22 protein-coding genes are annotated in these 23783 nt (G+C 63.4%); 10 read left to right on the forward strand and 12 right to left on the reverse strand.

Features of this window, described 5'->3' with window-relative positions; translation table 11 throughout:
* Positions 1 to 128 precede the first annotated feature (128 nt).
* Both LAN37_14570 and LAN37_14575 read left to right on the forward strand, forming a co-directional pair.
* Positions 129 to 719, forward strand: a complete 591-nt coding sequence (locus tag LAN37_14570; protein ID MBZ5648435.1) for a hypothetical protein — start codon at positions 129 to 131, stop codon at positions 717 to 719.
* Between the two features lie 289 nt (positions 720 to 1008).
* Positions 1009 to 1485: a nuclear transport factor 2 family protein gene (locus LAN37_14575; GenBank protein MBZ5648436.1), complete on the forward strand. Its 477-nt coding sequence runs from the start codon at positions 1009 to 1011 to the stop codon at positions 1483 to 1485.
* Between the two features lie 381 nt (positions 1486 to 1866).
* On the opposite strand, the gene LAN37_14580 is transcribed toward LAN37_14575, so the two are convergent.
* Positions 1867 to 2376 (reverse strand): HNH endonuclease, encoded by a 510-nt coding sequence (locus tag LAN37_14580; GenBank protein ID MBZ5648437.1) that lies wholly within the window; start codon positions 2374 to 2376, stop codon positions 1867 to 1869.
* Between the two features lie 96 nt (positions 2377 to 2472).
* Positions 2473 to 3375, reverse strand: a complete 903-nt coding sequence (locus LAN37_14585) for a ComF family protein (GenBank protein ID MBZ5648438.1) — start codon at positions 3373 to 3375, stop codon at positions 2473 to 2475.
* A gap of 288 nt (positions 3376 to 3663) precedes the next feature.
* On the opposite strand from LAN37_14585, the gene LAN37_14590 reads away from it, so the two are divergent.
* From LAN37_14590 to LAN37_14625, 8 genes are all read left to right on the forward strand, one after another.
* A complete protein-coding gene (locus LAN37_14590; protein ID MBZ5648439.1) occupies positions 3664 to 5643 on the forward strand; it encodes an oligopeptide transporter, OPT family in 1980 nt (659 codons plus the stop codon).
* Between the two features lie 163 nt (positions 5644 to 5806).
* A complete protein-coding gene (locus LAN37_14595) occupies positions 5807 to 6499 on the forward strand; it encodes a YggS family pyridoxal phosphate-dependent enzyme (protein ID MBZ5648440.1) in 693 nt (230 codons plus the stop codon).
* Positions 6496 to 6789: a DUF167 domain-containing protein gene (locus LAN37_14600; protein ID MBZ5648441.1), complete on the forward strand. Its 294-nt coding sequence runs from the start codon at positions 6496 to 6498 to the stop codon at positions 6787 to 6789. The genes LAN37_14595 and LAN37_14600 overlap by 4 nt, the downstream gene beginning before the upstream one ends.
* Before the next feature lie 105 nt (positions 6790 to 6894).
* On the forward strand, positions 6895 to 8283 hold the full coding sequence (locus tag LAN37_14605; GenBank protein ID MBZ5648442.1) for an MFS transporter: 1389 nt from the start codon (positions 6895 to 6897) through the stop codon (positions 8281 to 8283).
* A gap of 172 nt (positions 8284 to 8455) precedes the next feature.
* Complete coding sequence (locus LAN37_14610) at positions 8456 to 9199, forward strand: DNA alkylation repair protein (protein MBZ5648443.1); 744 nt, start codon at positions 8456 to 8458, stop codon at positions 9197 to 9199.
* Between the two features lie 312 nt (positions 9200 to 9511).
* On the forward strand, positions 9512 to 10681 hold the full coding sequence (locus LAN37_14615; GenBank protein ID MBZ5648444.1) for a M24 family metallopeptidase: 1170 nt from the start codon (positions 9512 to 9514) through the stop codon (positions 10679 to 10681).
* On the forward strand, positions 10682 to 11092 hold the full coding sequence (locus tag LAN37_14620) for a hypothetical protein (GenBank protein MBZ5648445.1): 411 nt from the start codon (positions 10682 to 10684) through the stop codon (positions 11090 to 11092). It abuts the gene before it with no gap.
* Positions 11089 to 11265 carry a hypothetical protein gene (locus LAN37_14625; protein ID MBZ5648446.1) on the forward strand — a complete coding sequence of 59 codons (177 nt, stop codon included), beginning with the start codon at positions 11089 to 11091 and terminating at the stop codon, positions 11263 to 11265. The genes LAN37_14620 and LAN37_14625 overlap by 4 nt, the downstream gene beginning before the upstream one ends.
* A 94-nt stretch (positions 11266 to 11359) precedes the next feature.
* On the opposite strand, the gene LAN37_14630 is transcribed toward LAN37_14625, so the two are convergent.
* The 10 genes from LAN37_14630 to infB all read right to left on the reverse strand — a co-directional run bounded on the left by LAN37_14630 (position 11360) and on the right by infB (position 23670).
* Positions 11360 to 12322, reverse strand: coding sequence for a GNAT family N-acetyltransferase (locus LAN37_14630; protein ID MBZ5648447.1), 963 nt, complete (start codon positions 12320 to 12322; stop codon positions 11360 to 11362).
* Between the two features lie 174 nt (positions 12323 to 12496).
* A complete protein-coding gene (locus LAN37_14635) occupies positions 12497 to 14146 on the reverse strand; it encodes a glycosyltransferase family 39 protein (protein ID MBZ5648448.1) in 1650 nt (549 codons plus the stop codon).
* A gap of 813 nt (positions 14147 to 14959) precedes the next feature.
* Positions 14960 to 15748 (reverse strand): PhzF family phenazine biosynthesis protein, encoded by a 789-nt coding sequence (locus LAN37_14640; GenBank protein MBZ5648449.1) that lies wholly within the window; start codon positions 15746 to 15748, stop codon positions 14960 to 14962.
* 189 nt (positions 15749 to 15937) lie between these two features.
* Entirely contained in the window at positions 15938 to 16231 is a 294-nt protein-coding gene (locus tag LAN37_14645; GenBank protein ID MBZ5648450.1) for a hypothetical protein, read from the reverse strand.
* Positions 16232 to 16610: 379 nt separating this feature from the next.
* Complete coding sequence (locus tag LAN37_14650; GenBank protein MBZ5648451.1) at positions 16611 to 17795, reverse strand: glycosyltransferase family 2 protein; 1185 nt, start codon at positions 17793 to 17795, stop codon at positions 16611 to 16613.
* Between the two features lie 285 nt (positions 17796 to 18080).
* Positions 18081 to 18560, reverse strand: coding sequence for a hypothetical protein (locus tag LAN37_14655; protein ID MBZ5648452.1), 480 nt, complete (start codon positions 18558 to 18560; stop codon positions 18081 to 18083).
* Between the two features lie 313 nt (positions 18561 to 18873).
* A complete protein-coding gene (locus tag LAN37_14660; protein ID MBZ5648453.1) occupies positions 18874 to 19821 on the reverse strand; it encodes a bifunctional oligoribonuclease/PAP phosphatase NrnA in 948 nt (315 codons plus the stop codon).
* Positions 19822 to 20220, reverse strand: coding sequence for a 30S ribosome-binding factor RbfA (gene rbfA / locus LAN37_14665; GenBank protein MBZ5648454.1), 399 nt, complete (start codon positions 20218 to 20220; stop codon positions 19822 to 19824).
* 84 nt (positions 20221 to 20304) lie between these two features.
* Positions 20305 to 20595, reverse strand: coding sequence for a DUF503 domain-containing protein (locus LAN37_14670; GenBank protein MBZ5648455.1), 291 nt, complete (start codon positions 20593 to 20595; stop codon positions 20305 to 20307).
* A 123-nt stretch (positions 20596 to 20718) separates the two neighbouring features.
* Complete coding sequence (gene infB, locus LAN37_14675; protein MBZ5648456.1) at positions 20719 to 23670, reverse strand: translation initiation factor IF-2; 2952 nt, start codon at positions 23668 to 23670, stop codon at positions 20719 to 20721.
* Positions 23671 to 23783: the final 113 nt, after the last annotated feature.

Genomic DNA, 23783 nt, shown 5'->3' on the forward strand with positions numbered 1-23783 from the left:
GGTTCGGGTCGGCATGATCTGAAGGCGGGGGCTTCGACGGCAGTTCCAGGCGAGACGTCCAACTTAAACTCAAGCGGCTCAATGGGTTCCGCTCCATTTATAGCTGGGAGATATTCTCACAGCGTTCCGTGACCGAAGTCACTGCCCCTACGGAAGATCCGTGCGATGCTGACGCAGTTCATAGGAGTGACGCCATTCCCCGCCCGCCGAAGAAGCCCAAAGCGATCGACGCCCAGATCGGGTCCAGTGAGAAAGCCAAGGGGGAGTTGGTCGAAGTCATTTTCATGGTCAAGGCGCAGGCCCTGGGCCTCTCCATCAGCAAGCCCTACGGCGACAATCAAGCCTTCGACTTTCACGTCTATGGGCCGGCGGGGACATTCCGGGTGCAGGTGAAGTCGGGATGGCGTCCGCAGGGACCCCGTTACACCGCGCAGGCCTATAAGAAATCCGCCGGGCGACTCAACGGCGTCGATTTCCTGGTGGTTTACATCGCTCCGCAGGACTTCTGGTATGTCATTCCGGCGTCCAAGGTGGTGACGCGCGCAGTGCGGATGTATCCGCACGTGCCCCACAGCCGTGGACGCTACGAGAAGTATCGCAACGCATGGCGCTTGATCACGGGGAATCCAGCGGATGATACGCACAGGATCGGGTTGACGATCCATGCATCGGTGGACCCGGATTATGAGAGTGAAGAGGAAGAAGAAGGGTCACGGTAGGTCCTCAAAGAAGCTCGCGAAGCGAGCGCAAGAATTTAGCCCACGGCGTGAGCCGTGGGTTGCGGGATTGATTGGATTCCCAAGCCCGCTTCAGCGGGCGTAAGAAGGGGTTCTGTCGCCCCTGAAGGGGCTTAGCCCTTATAAAACGCCTACCCCGGGTTCGCGGACTGAAAGTCCCGCGAATCCGGGTCTAAAGCCCCGGCCTACCTCGCCCGAGGCTATATTCTGTCGCCCGCTTCGCGGGCTGCTTTGTCTCTGGTATCTTCCCGCCTACCATTCGGAGGCAAACATGATCCGCAATCAATGGGCGAAGTTGGCAATCGCCGGCATGGCGTTCCTGCTCACCGTTTCGGCCTCTGCGCAACAGGGAAAATGGGCAGCCGCCGACGATCCGAGCGCGAAGTCCATCATCGACATGGAGCGGCAGTGGGCGGAAGAACCGTGCGACCACAACCTCATCGCCGAAAACATCCTGGCCGACGATTTCCAGGGCACCTCTACGGACGGAAAGCGGTATTCGAAGGCGGAAGAGGTGGAGGACGCCAAACATCCGAAGAGCGAAGCGCGCGCCTGTCGCTTGATCGACGCCAAAGTACGCTTCTTCGGCGACAACGTCGCCCTCGTGTACGGGAGCGAAAGCCGCATCAAGAAAGCGCAGGACGGGAAGGAATACACGCAGACCCAGATCTGGACCGACACTTGGCTGAAGCGTAATGGCAAGTGGCAGATCGTCGCCGCCCAGGACATGCGGACGGATTGCAAGTAAGTACCAAGTACCCAGCGAAACCGTCAGAACAAGCTCGCAAAGCGAGCGCAAGAATTTAGCCCACGGCGTGAGCCGTGGGTTGCCGAGGTAGAGCGGCACTTCAGTGCCGCGTTGCGGGCGCTCTCAATTGGAACCGGCTTTAGCCGCTGAGGGCATGAATCGGCGGCGACACTGCCGTCCCGCCGCTGCACCAGTCGTGACGACAAACACTCCGAAGATCCTTCGGTCGTACCTACGGCACTCCCTCAGGATGACAAATTCAATGGGATCAGGGATACGCGGGCCTGAAAGGCCCGCACTACCTCAGCCTGCCCCGGGCTGACGCCCGGGGCTAAAGTCTGACGCCCGCTTCACGGGCTACTCATCGGGGAAACTCTGTTCTCAATAGAAGAGATATTTACGCCACTTCGCATCCGAGCGGCCCAGCATGCGCATGATGTGGCGGCTGGTGTGGAGAGAGAAGGCGCGAGGCTCGCGCAGCAGCTTCATGCCCGCTTCGGCGGGGAGCTGATTGCCCTTGGTGCGGTTGCAGGGATGGCAGCAGGCCACCAGGTTCTCCCAGGTGGAGGAGCCACCGCGTGAGCGCGGCACCACGTGGTCCAGGGTCAATTCGCTCGACGGCAGCGACTTTCCGCAGAACTGGCAGGTGTTGCGGTCCCTCAACAGGATGTTCTTGCGCGACAGCGCCCGCGTCTGGTGGGGGATGCGGCGGTACTCCAGCAGCCGGATCACCGAGGGCACGCGCATGGCCAGCCGCGCCGAGTGCAGATAGTGCCCGTTCTCCTCCTCGGTCATGGCCACGCCCTTCAGCACCAGCACCAGCGCGCGCCGCGCGGCGCAGATATTGATAGGCTCATACGAGGCGTTCAGGACGAGGACCGGCGTGTGCATCACCCCGGTCTCGTGGTGGGGCGGCGACGGCACCACGTGCGGGATCTGCCGGATGTGCTTGACCTTCCCCGGATTGGTCCCTTGTCCCATGTCCCCTTACGCGGTGGCGCCCAGGGCCACCGGTTCCTCCCCCTTTTGATGATCGAATGCCGCTGTGGGTTCCGCCTTCAGAACGCGGGCCACGGTGGCCACGAACACGCGTGAAGCGCCGGAGCGGCGCAGCACGCGCGCGCATTCGGAAACGGTGGTGCCGGTGGTGAAAACATCGTCCACCAGCAGGACGTCGCGGGCGGCGATATCCTCGGCGGCCCGCACGGCGAACGCTCCCCGCAGGTTGGCGCGCCGCTGGTGGCGCGTGAGCCCGATCTGCGAGTCGGTGGCCCGCTGCCGCACCAGCACCCGCGTGCTCATGGAGAATCCCGGCAGCAGCTTGAGCGCCGCGCGCGCGATCTCCTCCGTCTGGTTGAAGCCCCGCTCGCGCATGCGGGTGGCGTGCAGCGGCACCGGGACCACGACGGGCAGCGTGCCGCCCAGGTCAGGCCGCAGCTCCTCGATCGCCTTGGCCAGCATCCGGCCCAGGACCCGCGCCGCCGGCCGCACATGATCGTACTTCAGCAGATGGATGAGTCCTCGCAGCCCGCCTTCGTAGGCGCCGTAGGCCGTAGCCCGGACGAATCGCGGCTCCACCCGGCGGCACATCCCGCAAAGACCCTCGGCAAATTCGCTTTCCAGCCGCTCGCCGCAGACGGCGCAGATCCGGCATTCGGTCGGATGGATCCCTTGCAGGCAGGCGTCGCAAACGGGCAGGCGGGAGATGCGGGTCAGAGGAACATGGCAGAGGCGGCAGTCGGCGGGGAACAGGGTGGCCAGCACAGCCTGGGCGGCTTCATCCAGCCACGCGAAACGCCCCGCCCCTGGTGATGGGATCTGGGCCCGGGCCCGGCGTAGGTCACTGCTACTGCTGAAGACGACCCTCCATCCCGCCGCAGCGGGAGACACAGGACAGTATATCGAGAACCCGCCCGGGGCGGAAGGCCGGGCGGCCGGTGGCCGGATGTCCTCCTTCGTGCCTTCCTTCGTCTACCTTCGTGAACCTTCGTGTCCTCTGTGGTGAGTCTTCCTCCTCTGCCAGACTTGTGCTGCGGTTTGGCGGGGTGCTACCCTGCCGGGTCGGTTCGATACACGCATCTAACCCTGCAATTCTGCGAGGCTTATCGCATGAGCACCACCGCACCCCCCACCGGGACGGAACGCAAGTACCGCCCCTTCGTCCCCCAGGACATGGAGATGAAGGAGTTCACCTTCCGCGCCGTCCTGATCGGGTTGCCCCTGACGGCGATCCTCGGCTTCGCCAACGCCTACCTGGGATTGAAGGCCGGCATGACCATCGCCGCCACCTATCCCGCGGCCGTGATCGGCATGTCCCTGCTGCGGCTGGCAAAAGGGTCGATCCTCGAGGAGAACATCACCCGGACCATCGGGTCGATCGGCGAGTCGGTGGCCGCGGGCGCCGTATTCACCATCCCGGCTTTCGTGCTGGCAGGTGTTTGGCCGGTGTTCGACATGGAGCATGCGTACTGGCCGTCGGTGGCGTTGATGGCCGTCGGCGGGACGCTCGGCATCCTGTTCGTCACCTTGCTCCGGCGGGTGATGGTGGAGGATCCCGACCTTCCGTATCCCGAATCCGTCGCTGCCTCCGAGATCCACAAAGCCGGGCAGCGGGGGGCCAAGGCCGCCAAGATCCTGTTCGCCAACATGGGCTTCGGCGCGGTCATGTACTTCCTCTCGCAGATCAATCTGTTCTGGTACATCCGGGCGATCCCGGTGAATATCGCTGCGATGATGGGTGGCCTGCGCGTTGGCCGTGGCGCGAATGCCGCGCGGGTCGCCACCGGTGGCTTGACCACCTTCAACTCCCCCGCAGTCAGCCCCGCCTACCTCGGCGTCGGCTATATCATCGGCCCGAGGCTGGCGGCGCTTAATTTTGCCGGAGGAGTGATCTCGTGGGGATTGCTCGTTCCGCTGCTAGTTTATTTCCTGTCGCCAGGGATCACTGCAAATCTGCCCGCGGGAACGACCCTGGGACCCGGACAGTTGGCGTTCAACGTGTGGTACTCGATCGTGCGTCCGATCGCGGTGGGCGGCATGCTGGTGGGCGCCAGCTTTACCCTGTTTCGCATGCGCAAGCAGCTCGGGGTGGGCATGAAGCGGGCCATCTCGGATCTGAAGAAGTCCGCCGTGGCCCACGAGGTAAGCGATCGGACGGAGCGCGACCTAAGCTCAAAGGTGGTATTCGCCGGCATCGGCGTGGTGTTCGTCTGCATGGTGGCCCTCTACTTCTACTTCTCGGGCACGTTGCCCGGCGCAGCCGTGGCCGCGATCGTGATGCTGGTGCTCGGCTTCTTCTTCGCCGCGGTGTCGGGAAACCTGGTGGGGATGATCGGTTCCTCCAATAACCCCGTCTCCGGGCTGACGCTGTGCACTCTGGTGGTGGCTGCGCTGCTGATGGTCGCCCTCGGAGTCAAGGGACCCGGCGGCGTGGCCGCGGTGCTGGGAGTGGCCGCCGTGGTTTGCGTCTCGTCAGCGGTCGCGGGCGAGATGCTGCAAGACCTGAAGGTCGGGCACATCCTTGGTGGCACGCCGTCGAAGATGCAGATCGGCGACCTGATCGGCATCGTCGTCGCCAGCCTGGTGCTGTTCTTCCCCCTCATGATGCTGCACAAAGCCTACACCTTCGGCAGCGCCGCACTATCCGCTCCGCAAGCGGGACTGATGGCCATGCTGGCGCAGGGGATCGTGGGCGGCAACATGGCCTGGCCGCTGGTGGTGGTCGGCATCCTGATGGGCTTCGCGCTGATCATGGTGGAGGTACGCAGTCCGATGCTGTTCTCGGTCGGCATGTACCTTCCGCTGGAGACAACGTTCGCCATCTTCGTCGGCGGCATCATCCGCTGGACCACGGACAAACTACGCGACCGGCGGGGCTACAACGACGCCCAGAAGGCGCGGGTAGACAACACGGGAGTGCTGACAGCGTCAGGGCTGATCGCCGGTGAAGCGTTGTGCGGCATCGTCATCGCCGGCATCATCGCCAAAAAGTTAGCGAGCAACCCGAACGCCGAAGCGTCGCTGTTCCAATTGTCGTACGGAAACAACTGGATCAGTGGGCTGATCGGCCTGGCGATCCTGATCGCGATCATGATCAAGCTGCCGCTGGCCAACGCCGGGTCGCCGGACGAGCCCGCGCCGCCGACTGCGATCATGTGACCGCGCTTGCCGGGCGTGAGCGCAGCGCGAGCCCGGCGCGGTCATCCTGAGGCCGAGCGCAGTAAGGCCGAAGGATCTCGTTTCACCACCGAGGCACAGAGAACACAGAGTTTCGTCTGGGTTTCTCTGTGCCCTCTGTGTCTCTGTGGTAGGTTTTGTTTCGATGTCGATCGCCGAAAATATTGCGCAGGTTCGGGAACGCATGGCGCGGGCCGCGCGGCGGGCCGGGCGCGACCCTAACCAGATCACGCTGATGGCGGTGAGCAAGACGGTCGAGCCGGCGCGAATCCGCGAAGCTTACGCGGCGGGCGTCCGCGTCTTCGGCGAGAACCGCGTGCAGGAGTTCGCGGAGAAGGCGGCGCTGCGCGATCTCAGCGGCGCCGAGTGGCACCTGATCGGGCATCTGCAAACGAACAAGGCGAACAAGGCGGCGGAGATTTTCAGCGCGGTGGATTCAGTAGATTCGGTGAAGTTGGCGCGCAAACTGGACGCGGCGGCGGAAAAGGATGTACCCGTATTGATTGAGATCAATATTGGCGGCGAAGAGGCGAAGTCGGGGGTCAGGGCGGACTCGTCGGAGCTCGAGGAATTGCTGCGCGCCGCGGCCGAATTCGAAAGGCTGGAGATCCGGGGTCTGATGACGATCCCTCCGTTCACCGAGGATCCGGAAGAGGCGCGGCCGTATTTTCGCAGGCTGCGCCAGTTGCGCGATGAGATTTTCGGCCGCAAGCTGCCGCGCGTCCTCATGGACGTGCTGTCCATGGGCATGTCGCACGATTTCGAGGTGGCGATCGAAGAAGGTTCGACCTGCGTGCGGGTGGGAACGGCGATCTTCGGGGAGAGGCAGAAACCTTGATTCCTATCAAGGAATCCGCGGGTTCGGTCACGTTCGCGGTCAAGGTCCATCCGCGCGCGAAAAAGAATGCCGTCGCGGGAGAACTCGGCGAGGCGCTGAAGATCGCGCTGACGGCGCCGCCGGTGGAGGGGCGGGCCAACGAGGCGTGCATCGAGTTCCTGGCGGAGATTTTGCGAGTGCCGCGCGCGTCGGTTAGCATAGCCGCCGGGCAATCCAGCCGGAACAAAGTCATTCGCGTGCGCGGCCTGACGGCGGCGCAGGTGGAAGAGCGTCTGCGGATCCCACCCTAGCGGCCAAAGGCGGGCCGCTAAGGGTGGGGCACCCACATTGTCGTTAACCCACCCAAGCCAAAATCGGGCTTGGGTGGGGCACCCGCGGCCTACTAAGGAGAACCATTGAGCTTTGCGCAGCGCGTGCGCGAGATACGCACCGGCTTCGAGCGGCCCTTCTGGGTCGCCAACATCAGCGAGATCTTCGAGCGCCTTTCCTACTACGGCGCGTTCTCGTCTCTTGCACTTTACTTGCAGGAGAAGCTGAATTTCTCCACCGAGCAGACTGGGACGCTCACGGGAGTGTTCGGCGGCATGGTCTGGTTTTTGGCCATCTTCGGCGGCGCCACGGCCGACCGCCTGGGATTCCGCCGTGCGCTGTCGGTCGCGTACCTCATCCTTTCGGTCGCCTATTTCCTGATCGGGTCGATCGGGGCGCCGTGGCTGGCGCCGGTGCGCAACGCGGTGCCGCTGGTTGTTTTTGTCGGCTTCATCCTGATGCTTCCCGCCCTGGGCATCTCCCTGGTGAAGCCTTGCGTGGTGGGTACAACGGCGCGCGCTTCGAAGGAGAACGTCCGCTCGATCGGCTACTCCATCTATTACACGCTGGTGAATGTCGGCGGCGCGGCGGGGCCGTACGTGGCGTCGTGGGCGCACCGGAATCTGGGCGTGGAAAATGTTTACCGGGTCGCGGCCCTCAGCGTGTTCGCGATGTTCTTCGTCGTCCTGATCTTCTTCCGCGAACCGCGCAAGGCGGGCGACGCGCCTCCGCCATCGATCGCAGAAGTCGCTCGGAATTTCTGCACGGTGTTAGGCAATGCCAAGCTGGTCTTGCCGGTGGTGGCGATCGCCATCGTGCTGGGAATCGCGTCCTACGTCCGTGGTTTCACGGTGCCGTGGTGGATCTGGATCGTGCTGGTAGCGCTGGTGCTGGCCGGCATCAGCAAGTTCATGTGGTTCCTGGTGATCTTCACCGGTTACTGGGTGGTGTTCTGGCAGCAGTACATCAGCCTGCCTGGATTCATCCACAGCTACGTGAATGCCAGCGCCGACGTCGAGTTGATCCTCATCACCGACGGACTGACCGTGATCTGCCTCACCCTGGCAGTGAATTACCTCACGCAGAAGATTCCCGCTTTCCAGGCGGTCATTCTCGGTACCGTGGTCACTTCCCTGTCGTGGCTGATCCTGGCGTTCCGGCCGACGGTGTGGGGTGCGATCCTCTCGCTGTTCGTCCTGGCGCTGGGCGAGATCACGCAGTCCCCGCGGTATTACGAGTACATCTCGCGGCTGGCGCCCCCCGGGCAGCAGGGGACGTACATGGGCTTTGCGTTCTTGCCCATCGGCATCGGGTCGTTCATCGGGGGATGGAGCGGGGGCAGGTTGATGCATCATTTCGGCGAGGTGCAGCAGCAGCCGGAAAGAGTGTGGTGGGTGGTCACAGGGATCGGAATGCTGACGGCGGTGGCGCTGTTCATCTACGATCGCGTCGTGCAGCCGATGAAGGAAGCGTAGGTTTCAACCGCGGCTAAAGCCGGATCTCTATTGTGCGCTTGTGAACCCCCGGCTAAAGCCCGGGGCTTCCACGCAGATGCAAGCGTCCTTGCGGCGCCGTGGATCTTCGCGCAGGTAGGGCTCCTTCGACTCGGCGCGCGAAACGCGCGCCTCGCTCAGGATGACACCATTGATGACAAGCAAGGTTTCCAAAGCCGCTGAAATCGCCCGCACGCTCAGGCTGGCGCTGAAGCGCGGCGGGTCTCCGGAGCATGCCAAGGGCGTGCAGTGGTTCTTCAAGAAAGAGGTCAAATCGCACGGCTGGTACACGGGTGACCTGCGTCGTTTTGCGCGGCAGACCAGCCGGGAGATCACGGCCAGCGGTGGAATCGAACTGCTGGTTCGCGTCGCGGACGAGCCTTTTGACGGCGAGAACCTCGAAGAAAAGAACTTTGCCGTACTGTTGCTGGACAAGTCGGTCGCGCAGTTCGGCGACAAGGAATTGAAGCTCTTCGAGTCGTGGCTCTCGCGGGCGACGAGCTGGGCCGACCATGACGCGCTGGTGCACTATCTCATCGGGCCGCTGATGGTGGCTGAACCCAAACGTAGAGCGCGGGTGCTCGTTTGGGCAAGATCGAAGAAGCGCTGGCATCGGCGCGCAGCGGCGGTGTCCTTGATCCAGGGCACGCGGAAGCATCTTTTCTTCGCTGAAATCCAACGCGTGACGGAGATGCTTCGCGGAGACGAGGACGACATGGTGCAGAAGGGCCTGGGGTGGCTGCTGCGCGAGACTGCGAAAGCCGACCCGCGCAAGACGGTTCCCTACCTCATTCAGATCCGAGACCGCGTGCCGCGGTTCGTCCTGCGAACTGCGTGCGAGACGCTGTCAGCGGAGGAAAAGAAGCGCGTGCTGTCCATGAAGGAAGTCAGTCGTTAAGGCTTTCTCCACCGCGGCTAAAGCCGGATCTCTTTAGGCGCTTGTGAACCTCCGGCTGAAGCCGGGGGCTTCCACGGAGATGCAAGCGTTCCGGATTTGTGTCGTGTAGAAACTGCGGCTAGAGCCGGGGGCTTCCACGCAGATGCAGGCATTCATCAGTTCGGCGCCGTGGATCTTCGCGCAGGTAGGGGTCCTTCGACTCGGCGCGCGAAACGCACGCCTCGCTCAGGATGACACATTGGAAAATGGGTTTCTCCGCGCGCTCTGTGTCTCTCCGGCGGGTCTGTCTGTGTTTAAATAGAAGTTTCGACCATGGACCTGAAAGCCATCCAGTCTGCCCTGCGCGAGCGCAAGTTCGACGCCTGGTTGTTTTACGACCACCATCACCGCGACCCCATTGCCTACAGCATCCTGGGCATGCCCGCGCACCTGATGGTGACGCGGCGCTGGTACTACATGGTGCCGGCGCAGGGCGAGCCGCAGAAAATCAATCACCGGATCGAGAGCCATCACCTGGACTCGCTGCCCGGCGCCAAGCATGAGTACTCGTCGTGGGAGGAGCAGCAGGAGGCGCTGAAAGAGGTGCTGGCGCCGTACAAAACGCTGGCCATGCAATACTCGCCGCGAAACGCGATCCCCTACATCGGGCTGGTGGATGCGGGCACGATCGAGCTGCTGCGCAGCTTCGGCAAGGAGATCGTCAGCTCGGCGGACCTGGTCACGATCTTCGAAGCGACCTGGAGCGAAGACCAGGTGCGCTCCCACTTCGAGGCGCGCGACGCCGTGGACCGCATCACCGAGGAGGCGTTCAAGGAGATCGGGCGGCGGGTGCGCAGCGGCGGCACGAACGAGCACGAGATCCAGCAGTGGTTCCTGGAAGCGTTCCGCCGCGACGGCCTGACCACGCCGGATGGGCCCGTGGTCGCGGTGAACGCCAACGCCGGAGACCCGCACTACGAGCCGAGTTCCAGCCGCTCGTCACCGATCAAGGAAGGCGATTGGGTACTGCTCGATGTCTGGGCGAAAAAGGACCGGCCCAACGCCGTCTATTACGACATCACCTGGACCGGCTTCGTGGGGAAAAATCCCAGCCAGAAGCAGCGGGAAGTGTTCGACATCGTGACCGGGGCGCGCGACGTGGGCGTCCGCACCATGCAGGAGGCGATCTCCGCCGGCCGCAAGCTGTACGGCTGGGAGGTGGACAAGGCCACGCGCGAGTTCATCGCCTCGAAGGGCTACGGCAAGTACTTCACGCACCGCACCGGGCACTCCATCGGCAGCGCCGACGTCCACGGCAACGGCCCCAACATCGACAACCTGGAGACCAAGGACGAGCGCGAGATCATTCCCTTCACCTGCAATTCCATCGAGCCCGGCATCTACCTTCCCGAATTCGGAGTGCGCAGCGAGGTGAACGTGCTGGTGCGGCCCGGCAAGGCCGAGGTCACTGGTAAAATCCAGCGGGAGATCGTGATCATCTAGATGGCCAAGGCACCCGCAGCAAAAGCAAGTGCAGCCACGCCGCTCACCGCCATGTCGATCGTCGCGCCGGCTGTGGGCTGGCTCATCCCCGGCGCCGGCCACCTTATCCAGAAAAAATGGATCCGGGGCCTGTTGCTGATGGCCTCGGTCACGATCATGTTCGTGTTCGGCATCCTGATGGAAGGCAAGGTGTACACCGCGAACGTGGGCGACATCCTGGACATGCTGGGATTCGTCGGCGACGTGGGGGCGGGCGGGTTGTACATCGTGACCCGCGCGCTCGAGATCGGGCGCGGCGCCATCAACCTGGCGACCGCGGATTACGGCACCAAATTCATCATCGTGGCCGGGCTGCTGAACGTGATCTCCGCGGTGGATGCCTACCACATCGCCATCGGGAAGAAGCCATGACCCTGTCCCACCTCTCCGCCGCGCTGATCTTCGCGCTGTTCGCCTCCGTCGTCTTCGGCATCACGCAGCGCAACACTCCGCATGAGATGTTCCGGTACGGCCTGAAGTGCTTTGCCTTCTTCCTGGCCGGAACGTTGATCGGCGGCTGGCTGATGTGGCTGCTGCGACACTAGCACTTAGCGATTAGCGATTAGCGTTTAGCCATGGCGAAACTGCGCTCGACCCGAACTCATGATTGGCTAAACGCCAACGGCTAACCGCTAATAGCTAGCCTTCCCAGACGAACGCATCGAAGACGCGGATGACGTCGAATCCCAGCCACTTGTAGAGCTCGACCGCCCGATGGTTCGCTTCGGTGACGGTCAGCGATAGCGCGGAGAACTTTCGCCGGCGTAGTTCCGCGGTGCTAGCCGCCATCAGCGACTCGCCGATCTGCCGGCCGCGGTGCTCGGGCACGACGCAGACTTGGGTGACGTGTCCCACATCGTCCTTCACCCGCGAGCACAGGATCAGTCCCACGGCGGTTTTTGTCTGGCGGCTGAGGGCGATGAACGACGACTCTCCGTCGAAGATGCCGCATCCGGGAAAGCGCACGATGTTGTTGAGGAAACGCATGGACCCGCTCACGCTGCGGTACTGATCGTTGATCTCGGCGTCCACGTGGCCGCGGTAGGCGGCGGTGATGACCGAGGCCGCGCCCTGAAAATCGGCCTCGCTCCACTTGCGCAGCTCGATGTCGGCGGGAAGCGCGATCTGGTCGCGCCCATTTCCGGAAGCGCGGCCGCCCATCGGCAACACCATGAACAGCCGGCGATACCCGCGGAAGCCCTCATGGAGGAACGGACGCGCAACAGCGCCGGTCTCGTGCATCAGAAGTTGCGCTTCCACCCGGTGGATGCCGGGCGAATGCTGCAAGGTCTCGATGACATGGGTAAGCAGTTTCGCCTGGAGGCTGCCTCCGCCGTTGTTGCCCTGGCGAGCCGTAGCGTCCACGTAGAGGTCCCCGATCACGCCCTTGCTGCCTTCGTACACGAAGAAGGCGTAGCCGCGAACCTGCCCATGGTCCACGGCGGCGTAGCCGGGCAGGATCTTGGCGTCCACGTAACGGAGGATCATCTCCGCCGAGCCGTGGTAATCCCAATCGAGTTGCCGTGCCCACTCCCGCGACTCTTCTTCCAGGAGAGCACGCAGATCGGTGGAGGCAAAATGCCTGAGGTCGACGATCTCCAGAAGACAGCTCCTGTGCCACGCGCGGCGGCCGGTCCGGCTGCGGATGGACCCCGCAGGGACAGGCGGCGGGGGACGCCCGCGCTGCAGCACAGAGTCTAGCCGGGCGCGGGCGGCACGCCAAGCGCAGCGCGCCCGTGAACCTCCCCAGGCACGGCACCGCCGCGGGTACTTTTCCTAGTGATGATGATGGTGCTCTTGCTCGGCATGAGGCGGCGTTGGCGGCGAGATCCAGAAAAACTCCAGGCGCTGCGGCGGGAAGTCTCCCAGGCGCGAGACGCGGCGCCCGCCGACTTGGTCGGCGATCTCATGCTCCGCCCCCTGGGTCGCCACCACCAGGTGATCGCCCGCAGGGACCTCCCCGCGTTCGTACCGGGGGATCGGCTGGTTGCGGTAGAACGCCAGGCCGTATTCCAACTCGCGATTGGCCTTGTAGATGGCGACCAGCCGGTTGCCACCTTCGATCTGCGCGATCTCGCGTGCGACCGGGCGAGCCGAGATGGCCGCGTCCATCGCCGGCCCGCCGGCGCGCAGCAGCCACGCGACTCCGAAGATCACCGGCGCCAGCGTGACGAAGAGCAGCATCCCCAGGCCGCGCCGCGCAAGGGTGATCAGCACCGCGGCGAAAACGATCACCCCGATCCCCAACGCAAAGCCCTTGAGCTGCGGAGGCAGGGCGGCGCGCTGTCCGGCATGCTTCGCCGCCACCAGGAACGGCGCAACGATCGCGGCCACGGTCAGCGCGGCGACCGCGGCGGCGTGCAGCGCAGCCTGCCACCGGCGAAGCGGCTTCTCGCCCCGGCGCTGGATCCAGTCGGCCACCAGGAGGGTGCAGGGCGGGACGGCGGGCAGGATGTATCCCGGCAGCTTCGCCTGCGAGATCGAGAAGAGCACCACCACGATCGCGGCCCACAGAACCAGGAAGCGCGACAGGGGGTCGTGCCCGGGCGCGCCGGGCGCACGCTCGCGAAAATTCCGCAGGTGCTCCACCAGCGCCGCCACGAAGTAGACGGTCCATGGCATCACCGCCAGCAGCAGCACCGGCACGAAATACCAGAACGGCTCTTTGTGGTGGTAAAGGTTCTGGACCGCAAACCGCTCCAGGTTGTGCCGCAGGATGAACTCGCGGAAGAAGTTCGGATTCCGCACCTGGACTGCGATGTACCAGGGCAAGGCAGCGGCAAGGTACAAAGTGATGCCCGGCAGCCACAGGGTGCGCCAGACGATACCCAAATCGCGCTCGCGCAGCGCGAACGCCAACACGATCACGCCGGCCAGCACGGCGGCCACCGGCCCCTTGGCCAGCGTCCCCAGGCCCATCGCGATGTAGAAGGCCGCGAGCCACAGGCGACGTCCCGTGGCAAACCACGCGTGCCACGCCAGCATGCCGAGCACGAAGAACGCGGCCAGAGGCATATCCGTCGCGGCCGCGCGCGAAAAGCCGATCATGGCGGCGCACGCGGTGGTCATCAGGGCGGCATTGAGCTCGGCCCCAGGGCGGAAGCGGCGCGCATGGAAATAGGCGGCGAACACCATCAGGGTGGCCAGGCAGGCCGAGGGCAGGCGCGCCGCCCAGTCACTGACTCCGAAAATCTTGTAGAAGAACGCAGCCAGCCAGTAGTAGAGCACCGGCTTCTCCAGCCACGGCTTGCCGTAGAGAACGGGAGTGATGAGATCGTGGCGGGCCAGCATCTCGCGCGCGATCTGGGCGTAGCGGGGCTCGTCGGCCCCGGTGAGTCCGAACGCCCCCAGCCCGTAAAAGAACAAGAATGCGCAGAAGCCGGCGACCGTGAGCAGGTCGATCCACTCTGAGCGGCGAAGTTGCATCCGCCCCAGAGTCTAACAGCCGTGCCGCGGCGGCGTCACAGGTGCCAGCCGTGCTTCGGCCTAGTGATGAAGCATGGGGCACACAGGTCCCGGGTTGAGGATGCCATAGCTTACGGGAAGTCACATTTTCGGGGGTATGCGGTCCCCCCACCCCCTACCGGGATCAGTCGAAATAAAGGACTTAGCCCTTGATATCAAGGGGATCAGGGGACCCTTCCGCTTCGCGGAGCTCCGCGTCAGGGTCTCGGCGGCGGTCTCCCGCTCGGCTGTCGCCTCGCTCACGCCCGCCAAACGCCTCGACTTAGCCCTTGATATCAAGGGGATCAGGGGCGCGGGGAGACGTCGTCGGTCGTCCGTCGTCGGCGATGAAAGACTCACCACAGAGGACACGAAGGCGCACGGAGAAGACACAGAGGCGAACCGCGACAGATCTAGCCCCCCTCCCCCCTGCCTCGATATGTCGAAACAAAGGAGTTAGGACCAGAAATATGTGAGGTATGAGGTTTCAAAGAGCTTACGGGCGCCAGGTATGCCGGCGGCTCGGCGGCGCACGGGCCGCCACATCCAGAATAGCAAACCCAAGAGGCGGGAACGCGGCGGGGCGGAGCGGCTAGGCCTGTAGGATCAATGAGTTGCAGGGACAAAAAATAAAGTTCTTGACATAGCTTAAAGCTATACAAATCCAGATGTTGCGCGTGTCTTTGTTTTCAGGGAGTTGCGTTGGGAGCAAAGACTCACCGCAGAGACGCAGAGAGACCCACCCAACGAAAACCGCGTTGGGTGGGGCACCCGGCCCCTGCCCAGAAAGATACCTTACAGTTCGATCGTCCCCTGAAGATAGAGGCGAGCTTTGCCAGCAATCTTCACGCGATCGCCAGCGATTGTGCACTGCATGTATCCACCGCGGGCACTGAGTTGTTGCGCCCGCAACGTGTCCTTACCCAGCCGCCCCGCCCAATATGGAGCCAGTGTGCAGTGTATCGAGCCGGTTGCGGGGTCCTCATCGATGCCGACAGAGGGTGCAAAAAGTCGGCACACGTAATCCACGTCACCCTCGCCGGGAGCGGTAACAATCGTTCCGCCGATCCCGATGTCCAGTTTGGCAAGAGCGGCAAAATCGGGCGCGAGCGCCCGCACTTGCTCAGCCTGATCCACCACCACGAGGTAATCGCGCGATTTCATTACTAGCGCCGCTTTCAAACCTAGGGCTGGTAAGAGGTCGACTGGCGTCTCACATGGCTGGGGTGGCCTGGCGGGAAAGTCCATTTCAAAGCTGTCTTGGTCCTGAGCGACGGTCAACATGCCGCTGCAGGTGTGGAAGCGAACCGGCCACACGTTGTGCTTCCGCAGCGCGAGCACGTAGGCGGATGCCAAGGTCGCGTGCCCGCATAGGTCGTCCTCGACTTTGGGGGCAAACCAGCGCAAGTCGAAATCACCATCAGCGCGAGGAACAACAAAAGCGGTCTCGCTGTGCCTGTTCTCAGCCGCAATTTTCTGCATGGTGCTATCCGCGAGAAAAGCGGAAAGGATGCAGACCCCCGCCGGGTTACCTGCAAAGAGCTCTCCCGTGAATGAATCGACGTGATAGTACGGAATTGGCATGTCGTTAGCCCCAAGAGAAGGATGCTCATGACCGCGTTTTGGTCTCAAACGTTCTCTCTGGGGACGGGCGAAAGGAAACCGCACTGGCGATAACAGACCATATCACCAGTTACCCCCAGCGGAGGCGAAGTAAAAGCGCAAACTGGTGCTAAGGGGATTTATCAACAGTTACAGTCGAAAAGGCCCAATTTACGAGATGAATCCGCACACGGGCTGCTTACTCGTGACGCGCCACACGCTGCGGTTCTTTTCGAGCTTCCAGAGCAGCCCGCTCCCGCAGAGATTGCCGCAGTAATTGGAAACCCACACCATTGCGTGCTGACGGTCATCGGAGAACGCGACTACTGACAGCCAGATCGCACCGGGTTCCTCGCCGGCTTTTATCTTGATGTCCTTCGTGAATAGCGCATATCGAGCTGGAAGAGATAGTCTCGGCTTGATGCTCTTCCTCGTCGAGTTGATGGAAATGAGTTTGTTCAGCAATTCGAGGTCAGACGGTTTGTCTTTAGTACGCCTTCGGCAGCTCCCGGCAACCCGTCCCTCCCGCGGCAAAGAGAGTTTGGTATACGAAGAAATCCGGAGAACAGCATCACTGCGAAACCACATTGAGTATCGCTCTCGAAAGACTGCTGAGTACACGTCGTATGACTCGCCGGATACCTCGGAGTGGGATTCAACGGCTTGCGTGATGAGCGGATTGGCCAGGACCGCTGTGAGTACGATTGCCGATACACATCGCATACCTAGATAGACACCAAGTTAATGCAACGCGGCTAACTGTTGATAACAGACCATATCACCAGTTACCCCCAGCGGGGGCGAAGGAAAAGCGCACACTTGTGCTAAGGAGATTTATCGTCAATCATCCGCGATTTCGGGGATGTCGCCACGTCATGGCACGGCGGAGCTCGTCGAGAGGATAGAGCGTTCCGCGCCAAACCACGCCGCCATTCCACAACGTAACCGCTGTTGACTTCAGCACAGCGTAGATCATCAGCAGCGCGTTCAGTGGGTGCAGGAAGAAATAAGCCGGGGAAATGCCATTCACCCTGCCCAGGATGACGTAGACAGCCAAAATGCCCAGCAGTCCAAAGGCGAAGGGGAGCCTGGCCCATCGCGGCGCCAGCCAGAGCGCTGCGAATGGCGCCAGATGAACGATGAATATGAGAACGACTACTGCCAGCGCCAAGTACCACCGGTACTGCAGGGCAGCAAACATGTTCTTGGTGACATTGTTGATCATCCCCAAGAGTCCACGACCGTACTGGAGAGTGACCATGCCGCGGCCGAAGGCAGCGTAGGAGGTGAACCCAGCGGCCTTCACGCGGAAGCCGAGGGTGACGTCCTCGAGGACGGCCAGGCGGATCGCCTCCATCGTCCCGATGGCTTCGTAGGCGGAGCGGCGGACCATGTTGAAGGCGCCAGCGCCGCCACCCGAGCGCGATCTGGGATCAGGGAACTTCCAGATCCGCGTGCCGGCGACTGCCATCTGGAAGAATAGGGCTACCACCATTCGCTCCGCGACTTTGCGGCAGATCATCGTGGGCACGATGACGAGGTGGTCGGCGCGGGCGCTCTCAACAAATATGACAGCGCGACGGATGGTGTCCTCGCGGAGCATGATGTCACCGTCGGTAAACAGCAGCCAGTCGCCCCTGGCGACCTTGGCGGCGGTCCACATTGCGTGAGTCTTGCCTAACCAACCCGGAGGAAGCTCGGCGATCGTGACGACGCGCAGGTTCGGCGTCATCGCGGTCATCTGCTGCATGACGGCGCCGGTGCCGTCGGTGGAACGGTCATTGACCGCGATGATCTCCAGGTTGTCGTAATCCTGCGCGGCGAGCGAACCGAGGCAAGCCCCGATGCCTTCCCCTTCGTTGCGTGCTGGAACAATGACGCTCACCCGCGGATGGCTGCCCTTCGGCCAGGCGTCCCATTGCGGTTTCGTCAGGTCAGGCACGAGCCCGATACCGCGGGCAAGGTCGACGACGATAAGCAGCATCGCGGCGGCGATGGAGCAGCCGTAGATCCACCAGAACCAGACCATCCTGCCCTCCGCATTGTTCAGCCTGTGATCGTCTGCTGCAAATATACAGAATTGATTCTGCCAAAGGCTGGCTCCCTGGGCGGTAGCAATCCTCCCTAGAGCGATGACTGCAACGGTATTCCAATACCACCACTTGGAAGTCGTCTGTGACTGGCGTCACCAGATGGCTTTGGTCAACTGTTGATAACAGACCTTATCACCAGTTGCCCCCAGCGGAGGCGAAGGAAAAGTGCACACTGGTGATATGAGGATTTATCCATGTGTATCCCGCCGAGTCGCGCTAGGTCAGCGGCCTTGTTCAGTTTGCGACGCACACAGCCAGATGCTCTTTACACGTTTCAACCGCAAACGCTCCGGTGTCAGGGATTCAAATGATACGGTGCCCTGAAATGCCGCCGAACCGGCCGTCCCAACCACTCTTACGAATCTCTTTTCCGTAATCTGCTTTCCTGACGGATATTCGGTCACGTGCAAGACCCAATCTCCTTCAAGTCTGACCCTGTTTCCGGTGACGCGCCCTGTGAGTGGTATACCGTCACTCGGGCCCCCTTGATAGACGTACAACAGCCCATGAACGGCAGAATCGTTGCGACGGTCGAGGGCCAACTCATATCCACCGAGGTCGCCGGTCTCTTCCGAAACAAACGCGTCAGAATAGATTCGCATTCGCGCAGTTCGGGCGCAGTCGTCTAGCGGCGTATTCTGGCCGAAAGCGCACGACAAGCTGATTGGGAGAAACAACCACAGGAACAGTGCGCGTTTCATGGCGACCTTCGGTGAAGGACTTTACGCCGAAAGGTAACTGCTTCCAAGTAACTGTCGATAACAGACCATATCACCAGTTACGAATTGCGCCCCTACCTATTGTGGTCGTGATCTCAGCGACCACCATCAGGACCGAGCGGATTCATGCCGGCCCAGGCTGCCCACACAAGAATCCCGGTTCCGAGCGCGAAACCGCCAATTTCTTTCACGCCTGCCAGGCGCTTTTCAGCTTCTGATCTGAAATCGGGTCGGGCGCTGGCTTTCGACGGGTGCGCAGGGCAGCTACAGGGTCGGGCGCTAGATGCTATCCCGGTCAGTGCGGGTTCAGGAGAAGGCGGATCTGGGCGAGGATGCGCTCCGAGGCCACGGAGAGCGGGCCTGCAAGGGCGCAGCCGCTGGCGCACTCATGCCCGCCGCCGCCGAAGCGCTCGGCGATGGTGGCGACGTTGATCCGGCCCTTGCTGCGCAGGCTCACGCGATATCGCTTGTCGGGCAGCTCGCGGAAAAGCACAGCGACCTCGACCCCGCCGATGCTCAAGGCGTAGTTCACCAGCCCCTCGGCGTCTTCATCGAATGCGCCGCACAGGTCAAAATCTTTGCGCGTGATGTGCATCCACGCCAGGTCGCCGTCGCGGTGCAGGCTGGAGAGCGCCGCCCCCAGCAGGCGCATCTTCGAGGTCGGGTTCGCAAAATAGACGTTTTGCGCACAGCGGGCGGGGTCGGCGCCGGCCCGCACCAGCTCCTGCGCCAGCGCGAAGGTGCGCTCCGTGGTGCCGGCGAAACAGAAGGAGCCGGTGTCGGTCAGCACCGCGGTGTAGAGGCAGGTCGCGATCTCGGGCGAGATCTTCACCCCCGCCTCACGCGCCAGGCGGAAGATCATCTCGGCGGTGGCGCAGGCGGTGGGATCGATCCAGTTGAGGTGCGCGAAGGGCTTGCCGGTGAGATGGTGGTCGATGCTGATGAGGAAGCGCTCCTCCAGCCCCTGCAGGCGGGTGCGCGCGATGGAATCGCATTCCAGAATGATGGCGGCATCGAAGTGGCCGTTCACCGCAGGCGACTGCACCACCGAGTCGGCGAATGGCAGGGGCCGGTAGATGTAGGGGACGCCGTCCGCCAGAACCACTTCCGCGGACTTGCCCATCTTCTTCAGGATCTCGCAGCAGGCCAGCACCGAGCCGACCGCGTCGCCGTCGGGACGCGCGTGCGAGGTCAGAACGAACTTCCCGCCCTCGCCGATCGTTCGTAAGATTCTTTCCAGCATTCAGCCCTTGGTCCCTGGCCCGGACCCGCGTTTCTTCCTCCGCTCGGCGCGCTTCAACAGCTCCTCGATGCGGCCGCCAAATTGATCCGAGCGGTCGATCACGAAGTGCAATTCCGGCGCGGTCCGCAACCGCAGCCGCTGCGCCAGCTCGCGCCGTATGTAATTCCGCGCCGACTGCAGACCCTCGAGGGTCTGCTCGCCCTCTTCTTCGGTACGCTCCGCCAGGACGCCGATGAAGATATGGGCGCTTTTGCCGTCGGGCGCGAGTTTGACGTCGGTGACGGTGGCAAGCCCGATGCGCGGGTCCGCCAGCTCGCCCTCGATGAGGGCCACCACCTCCTCGCGGATCGCCTCACCGAGCCGTGCCCGGTGATATTCGCGGCCACGTTGCTCCAGCATCGTCAACCTCGCCCGGAAAAACTCATGAGCATAGCAGATGCAGGTACGGGCGAGAAGGCAGGATTTCGGGCGGAGCTGTGCAAATCAGAAGTAGTCGACAAAGGAGTCCACAATCTCGGCGCCGGACTGCGAGGCGATGGCGCCGGCGGAGCGCTCCACGTTCTGCATCAGGCCCTCGAGATAGTCGCGTGAGGGGGAGACGCTGACGATCTCCAGCGTGGCCCGCTGCCACAAATCGCTGGCATCCATCTCCGCCACGGAGACGTTGAAGCTGTGACGCAGCCGGTCCTTCATGCGGCGCAGCACCTGGCGCTTGTCCTTGAGCGACTGCGCGCCCTCAATGCGGAGTTCCAGGGTGAGATGGGCGATGGGCATATCAGTAGCCAGTTGGCAGTTGGCAGTTGGCAGTTGGCAGCCGGTAGTCATTCTCTCACGCAAAACAAATGCCAGTCCCCAAACATCGAGAACTGGCAACTGAGAACCGACAACCGACAACTGTTACGCCATCACTTCGGCCGCGACCCTCTCGGTGACGAAGGCCTCAATCACATCGCCGACCTTGACGTCGCCGTAGTTGGCAATGGCGATACCGCACTCCAGGCCATTGTGCACCTCGGAGGCGTCATCCTTGAAGCGGCGCAGCGAGCTGACCTTGCCCTTGAAGACCTGCACGCCGTCGCGGACCAGCCGCACCTCGGAATCGCGCTTGATGAGGCCGTCGTTCACGTAGCAGCCGGCGACGGTCCCCACCTTCGGGATGCGGAAGGTCTCGCGAACTTCGGCGCGGCCCAGGTAGGTTTCCTTCACCACCGGCTCCAGCAGGCCGGTCATCGCCTTCTTGATCTCGTCTTGCAGCTCGTAAATGATCGAGTGCAGGCGGATGTCGACGTTCTCCTGCTCCGCGATCTCCTGCGCCTTGCGCTCCGGCCGGACGCTGAAGCCGATGATGATCGCGTTCGAGGCTGAGGCCAGCAACACGTCGGTTTCCGTGATGGCTCCGACCGAGCTGTGCAGGATCTTGATCTTGACCTTGTCGGTGGAGAGCTTGCCCAGCGAATCCGCCAGCACTTCGACGGAGCCCTGCACGTCGCCCTTCAGGATGATGGGCAGCTCCTTCACACCCGCGGTCTTCAGCTGCTCGGCCAGGCCTTCCAGCGAAACGCGGGAGGACTTGGCAAGCTGGGCCTCGCGGGCCTTCTGCTCGCGGTACTGCGCCATCTGCTTGGCCTTGGCGCGGTCCGCCACCACGACCAGCTGATCGCCGGCGTGCGGCAGGCCTTCCAGGCCCAGGATCTCGACCGCACTCGACGGTGGGGCGTCGTCCACCTGGTTGCCGCGGTCGTCGAACATGGCGCGGACCTTGCCGAAGGTGTTGCCCACAATGAAGCTTTCGCCTGCCTTCAGCGTGCCGTCCTGCACCAGGATAGTGGCCACGGCGCCGCGCCCGCGGTCGAGCTTCGCCTCGACCACCGAACCGGTCGCCGGACGCTCCGGGTTGGCTTTCAAGTCCTGCAAGTCCGCGACCAGGCAGATCATTTCCAAAAGCAGGTTGAGGTTCGTCTTCTGCTTGGCGGAGACGTCCACGAATACCGTCTTGCCGCCCCAGTCTTCCGGAACCAGGCCGCGATCACCCAACTGCTTCTTGACGCGATCGGGCAAGGCGCCGGGCTTGTCGATCTTGTTGACCGCCACGATGATGGGCACCTTGGCGGCGTTGGCGTGGTCAATAGCCTCCAGCGTCTGGGGCATGACGCCGTCGTCGGCGGCGACCACCAGCACCACGATGTCGGTGACCTTGGCGCCGCGGGCGCGCATGCGCGTGAAGGCCTCGTGGCCCGGCGTGTCCAGGAAGGTGATCTCGCGGCCGAAGGCGGGCGAGTTCGGATCCGTGATGCTCACCTTGTAGGCGCCGATATGTTGGGTGATGCCGCCCGCTTCCCCGCCCGCCACGTCGGTCGAGCGGATGGAGTCGAGCAGCGTCGTCTTGCCGTGGTCCACGTGGCCCATGATGGTGACCACCGGCGGACGCGTCACCAGGCCGGTCGTCTCCTCGCTCTTGAGCTCGGCCTCGACCATCTCCTGCGCCGCCTGCTCTTCGAAGCTGATGACGCTGGTCTCGGCGCCGAACTGCCGCGCCATATCGTTGGCCAAGGAAGCATCGAGCGTCTGGTTGATGCTGGCGAATACGCCGCGCGCCAGCAGCCGCGCGATGACTTCCTTGGCGCGGACCCCCAGCCTTTCGGCCAGGTCCTTCACACTGATGCCTTCCGTGATGGTGATACTGCGCGTGATGGGCAACGGCTCCGCAGCATTCAGCGCACCCAGGCGCGGCGGCGGAACGAAGCCCTTCATCGGGCCTTCCTTGACGCCACGGGGCACGTAGCGCTGTCCAGGACGCCGTGCCGGTCCACCTGGACGTCCGGCCGGACGTCCGGGTGCCGGGGGCGGCAATCCCGGACCGACGCCCAGTGGGCGTCCGGTGGGCATGGCGCGGGTCGGATGCATGGGACGGCGCTCACCCGGCCGCAGGGGCGGACGTGGTCCGCTCGGAGCCCCGGCGGGACGCGGGCGCTGGAAGATCGGCTGCCCCGGCACCGGACGCCCCGGCGCAGGGCGGCCCTGCATACCCGGGCGGCTGGCGATCGGCTGGCCCGGCACCGGCGGACGCGGGGGAGCCTCCGGCTTCGGCGGCGCCGCCATGTACACCGGACGCGGCCCGGTCTGCGGGGTGATGACGCGACGCGGCGGAGCCTGCGGCTGGGTTCGCACCGCTGGAGCCTTCTTCGCGGCCGGCGGTGCTGCCACCACTGGCGGCGCAATCTCCGATTCTTCTGGCGTTTCCATGGGTGGTACAGACGCGACGGCCTCTGGCGCTTCGGCCGCTTCTTCCTGCATGGGAGGCGGCGTGACCAACTCGGGCGGAGTGGTGAGGACCGGCGGAGGCGCGGCGGTACGAGGCGGCGCGATGGGCGACACGACCATCGGCGGCGCCATCTCTTCAGCAGGCGGCGCAACCGGTTTCGCGGGACTGGGTGGGGGTGGAACGACTGCCGGCGCAGCCGGCTTGGCAGCGGTGGGCGGGGCCGCGGGTTTCGGCGGTACAGCTGCCGGCGGTGGCGTCGGACGGGCCAGCGGCGGGCGCGCCGGCTCGGGATGCTGCTGCTGCGTGATCGCCTTCAGCACATCGCCCGGGCGCGAGATCTTCGACAGATCGAACTTGGTCTTGATCTCCGGCTCAGCGGGACCGCGAGCCGCCCTCTTCTCGGCCGAGTGGGCGGTTTGCCGTTGCGCAGCAAAAAACTCCCGCACCCGCACGGCTTCGTCGACCTCGATCGAGCTCGAATGCGTTTTCTTTTCTGTGACGCCGACCTGGGGAAGAACGTCGAGAATGGCTTTCGACTTCACTTCCAGTTCTCGCGCCAGATCGTTGATTCGAATCTTCTGCTGCATCCGCCCTGCTGTTCCTCCGATTTTGTCCCGCTAGTCCATAAATCCTCACGGTACTGGTCGGTTGTTGTGAGGCCGCGCCGGCGGCCTTTCGTTGGGTCCCGTCGCGTCCGCGC

The organism is Terriglobia bacterium, from assembly GCA_020073495.1.
In the GTDB taxonomy this organism is placed as follows: domain Bacteria; phylum Acidobacteriota; class Terriglobia; order Terriglobales; family Acidobacteriaceae; genus JAIQFD01.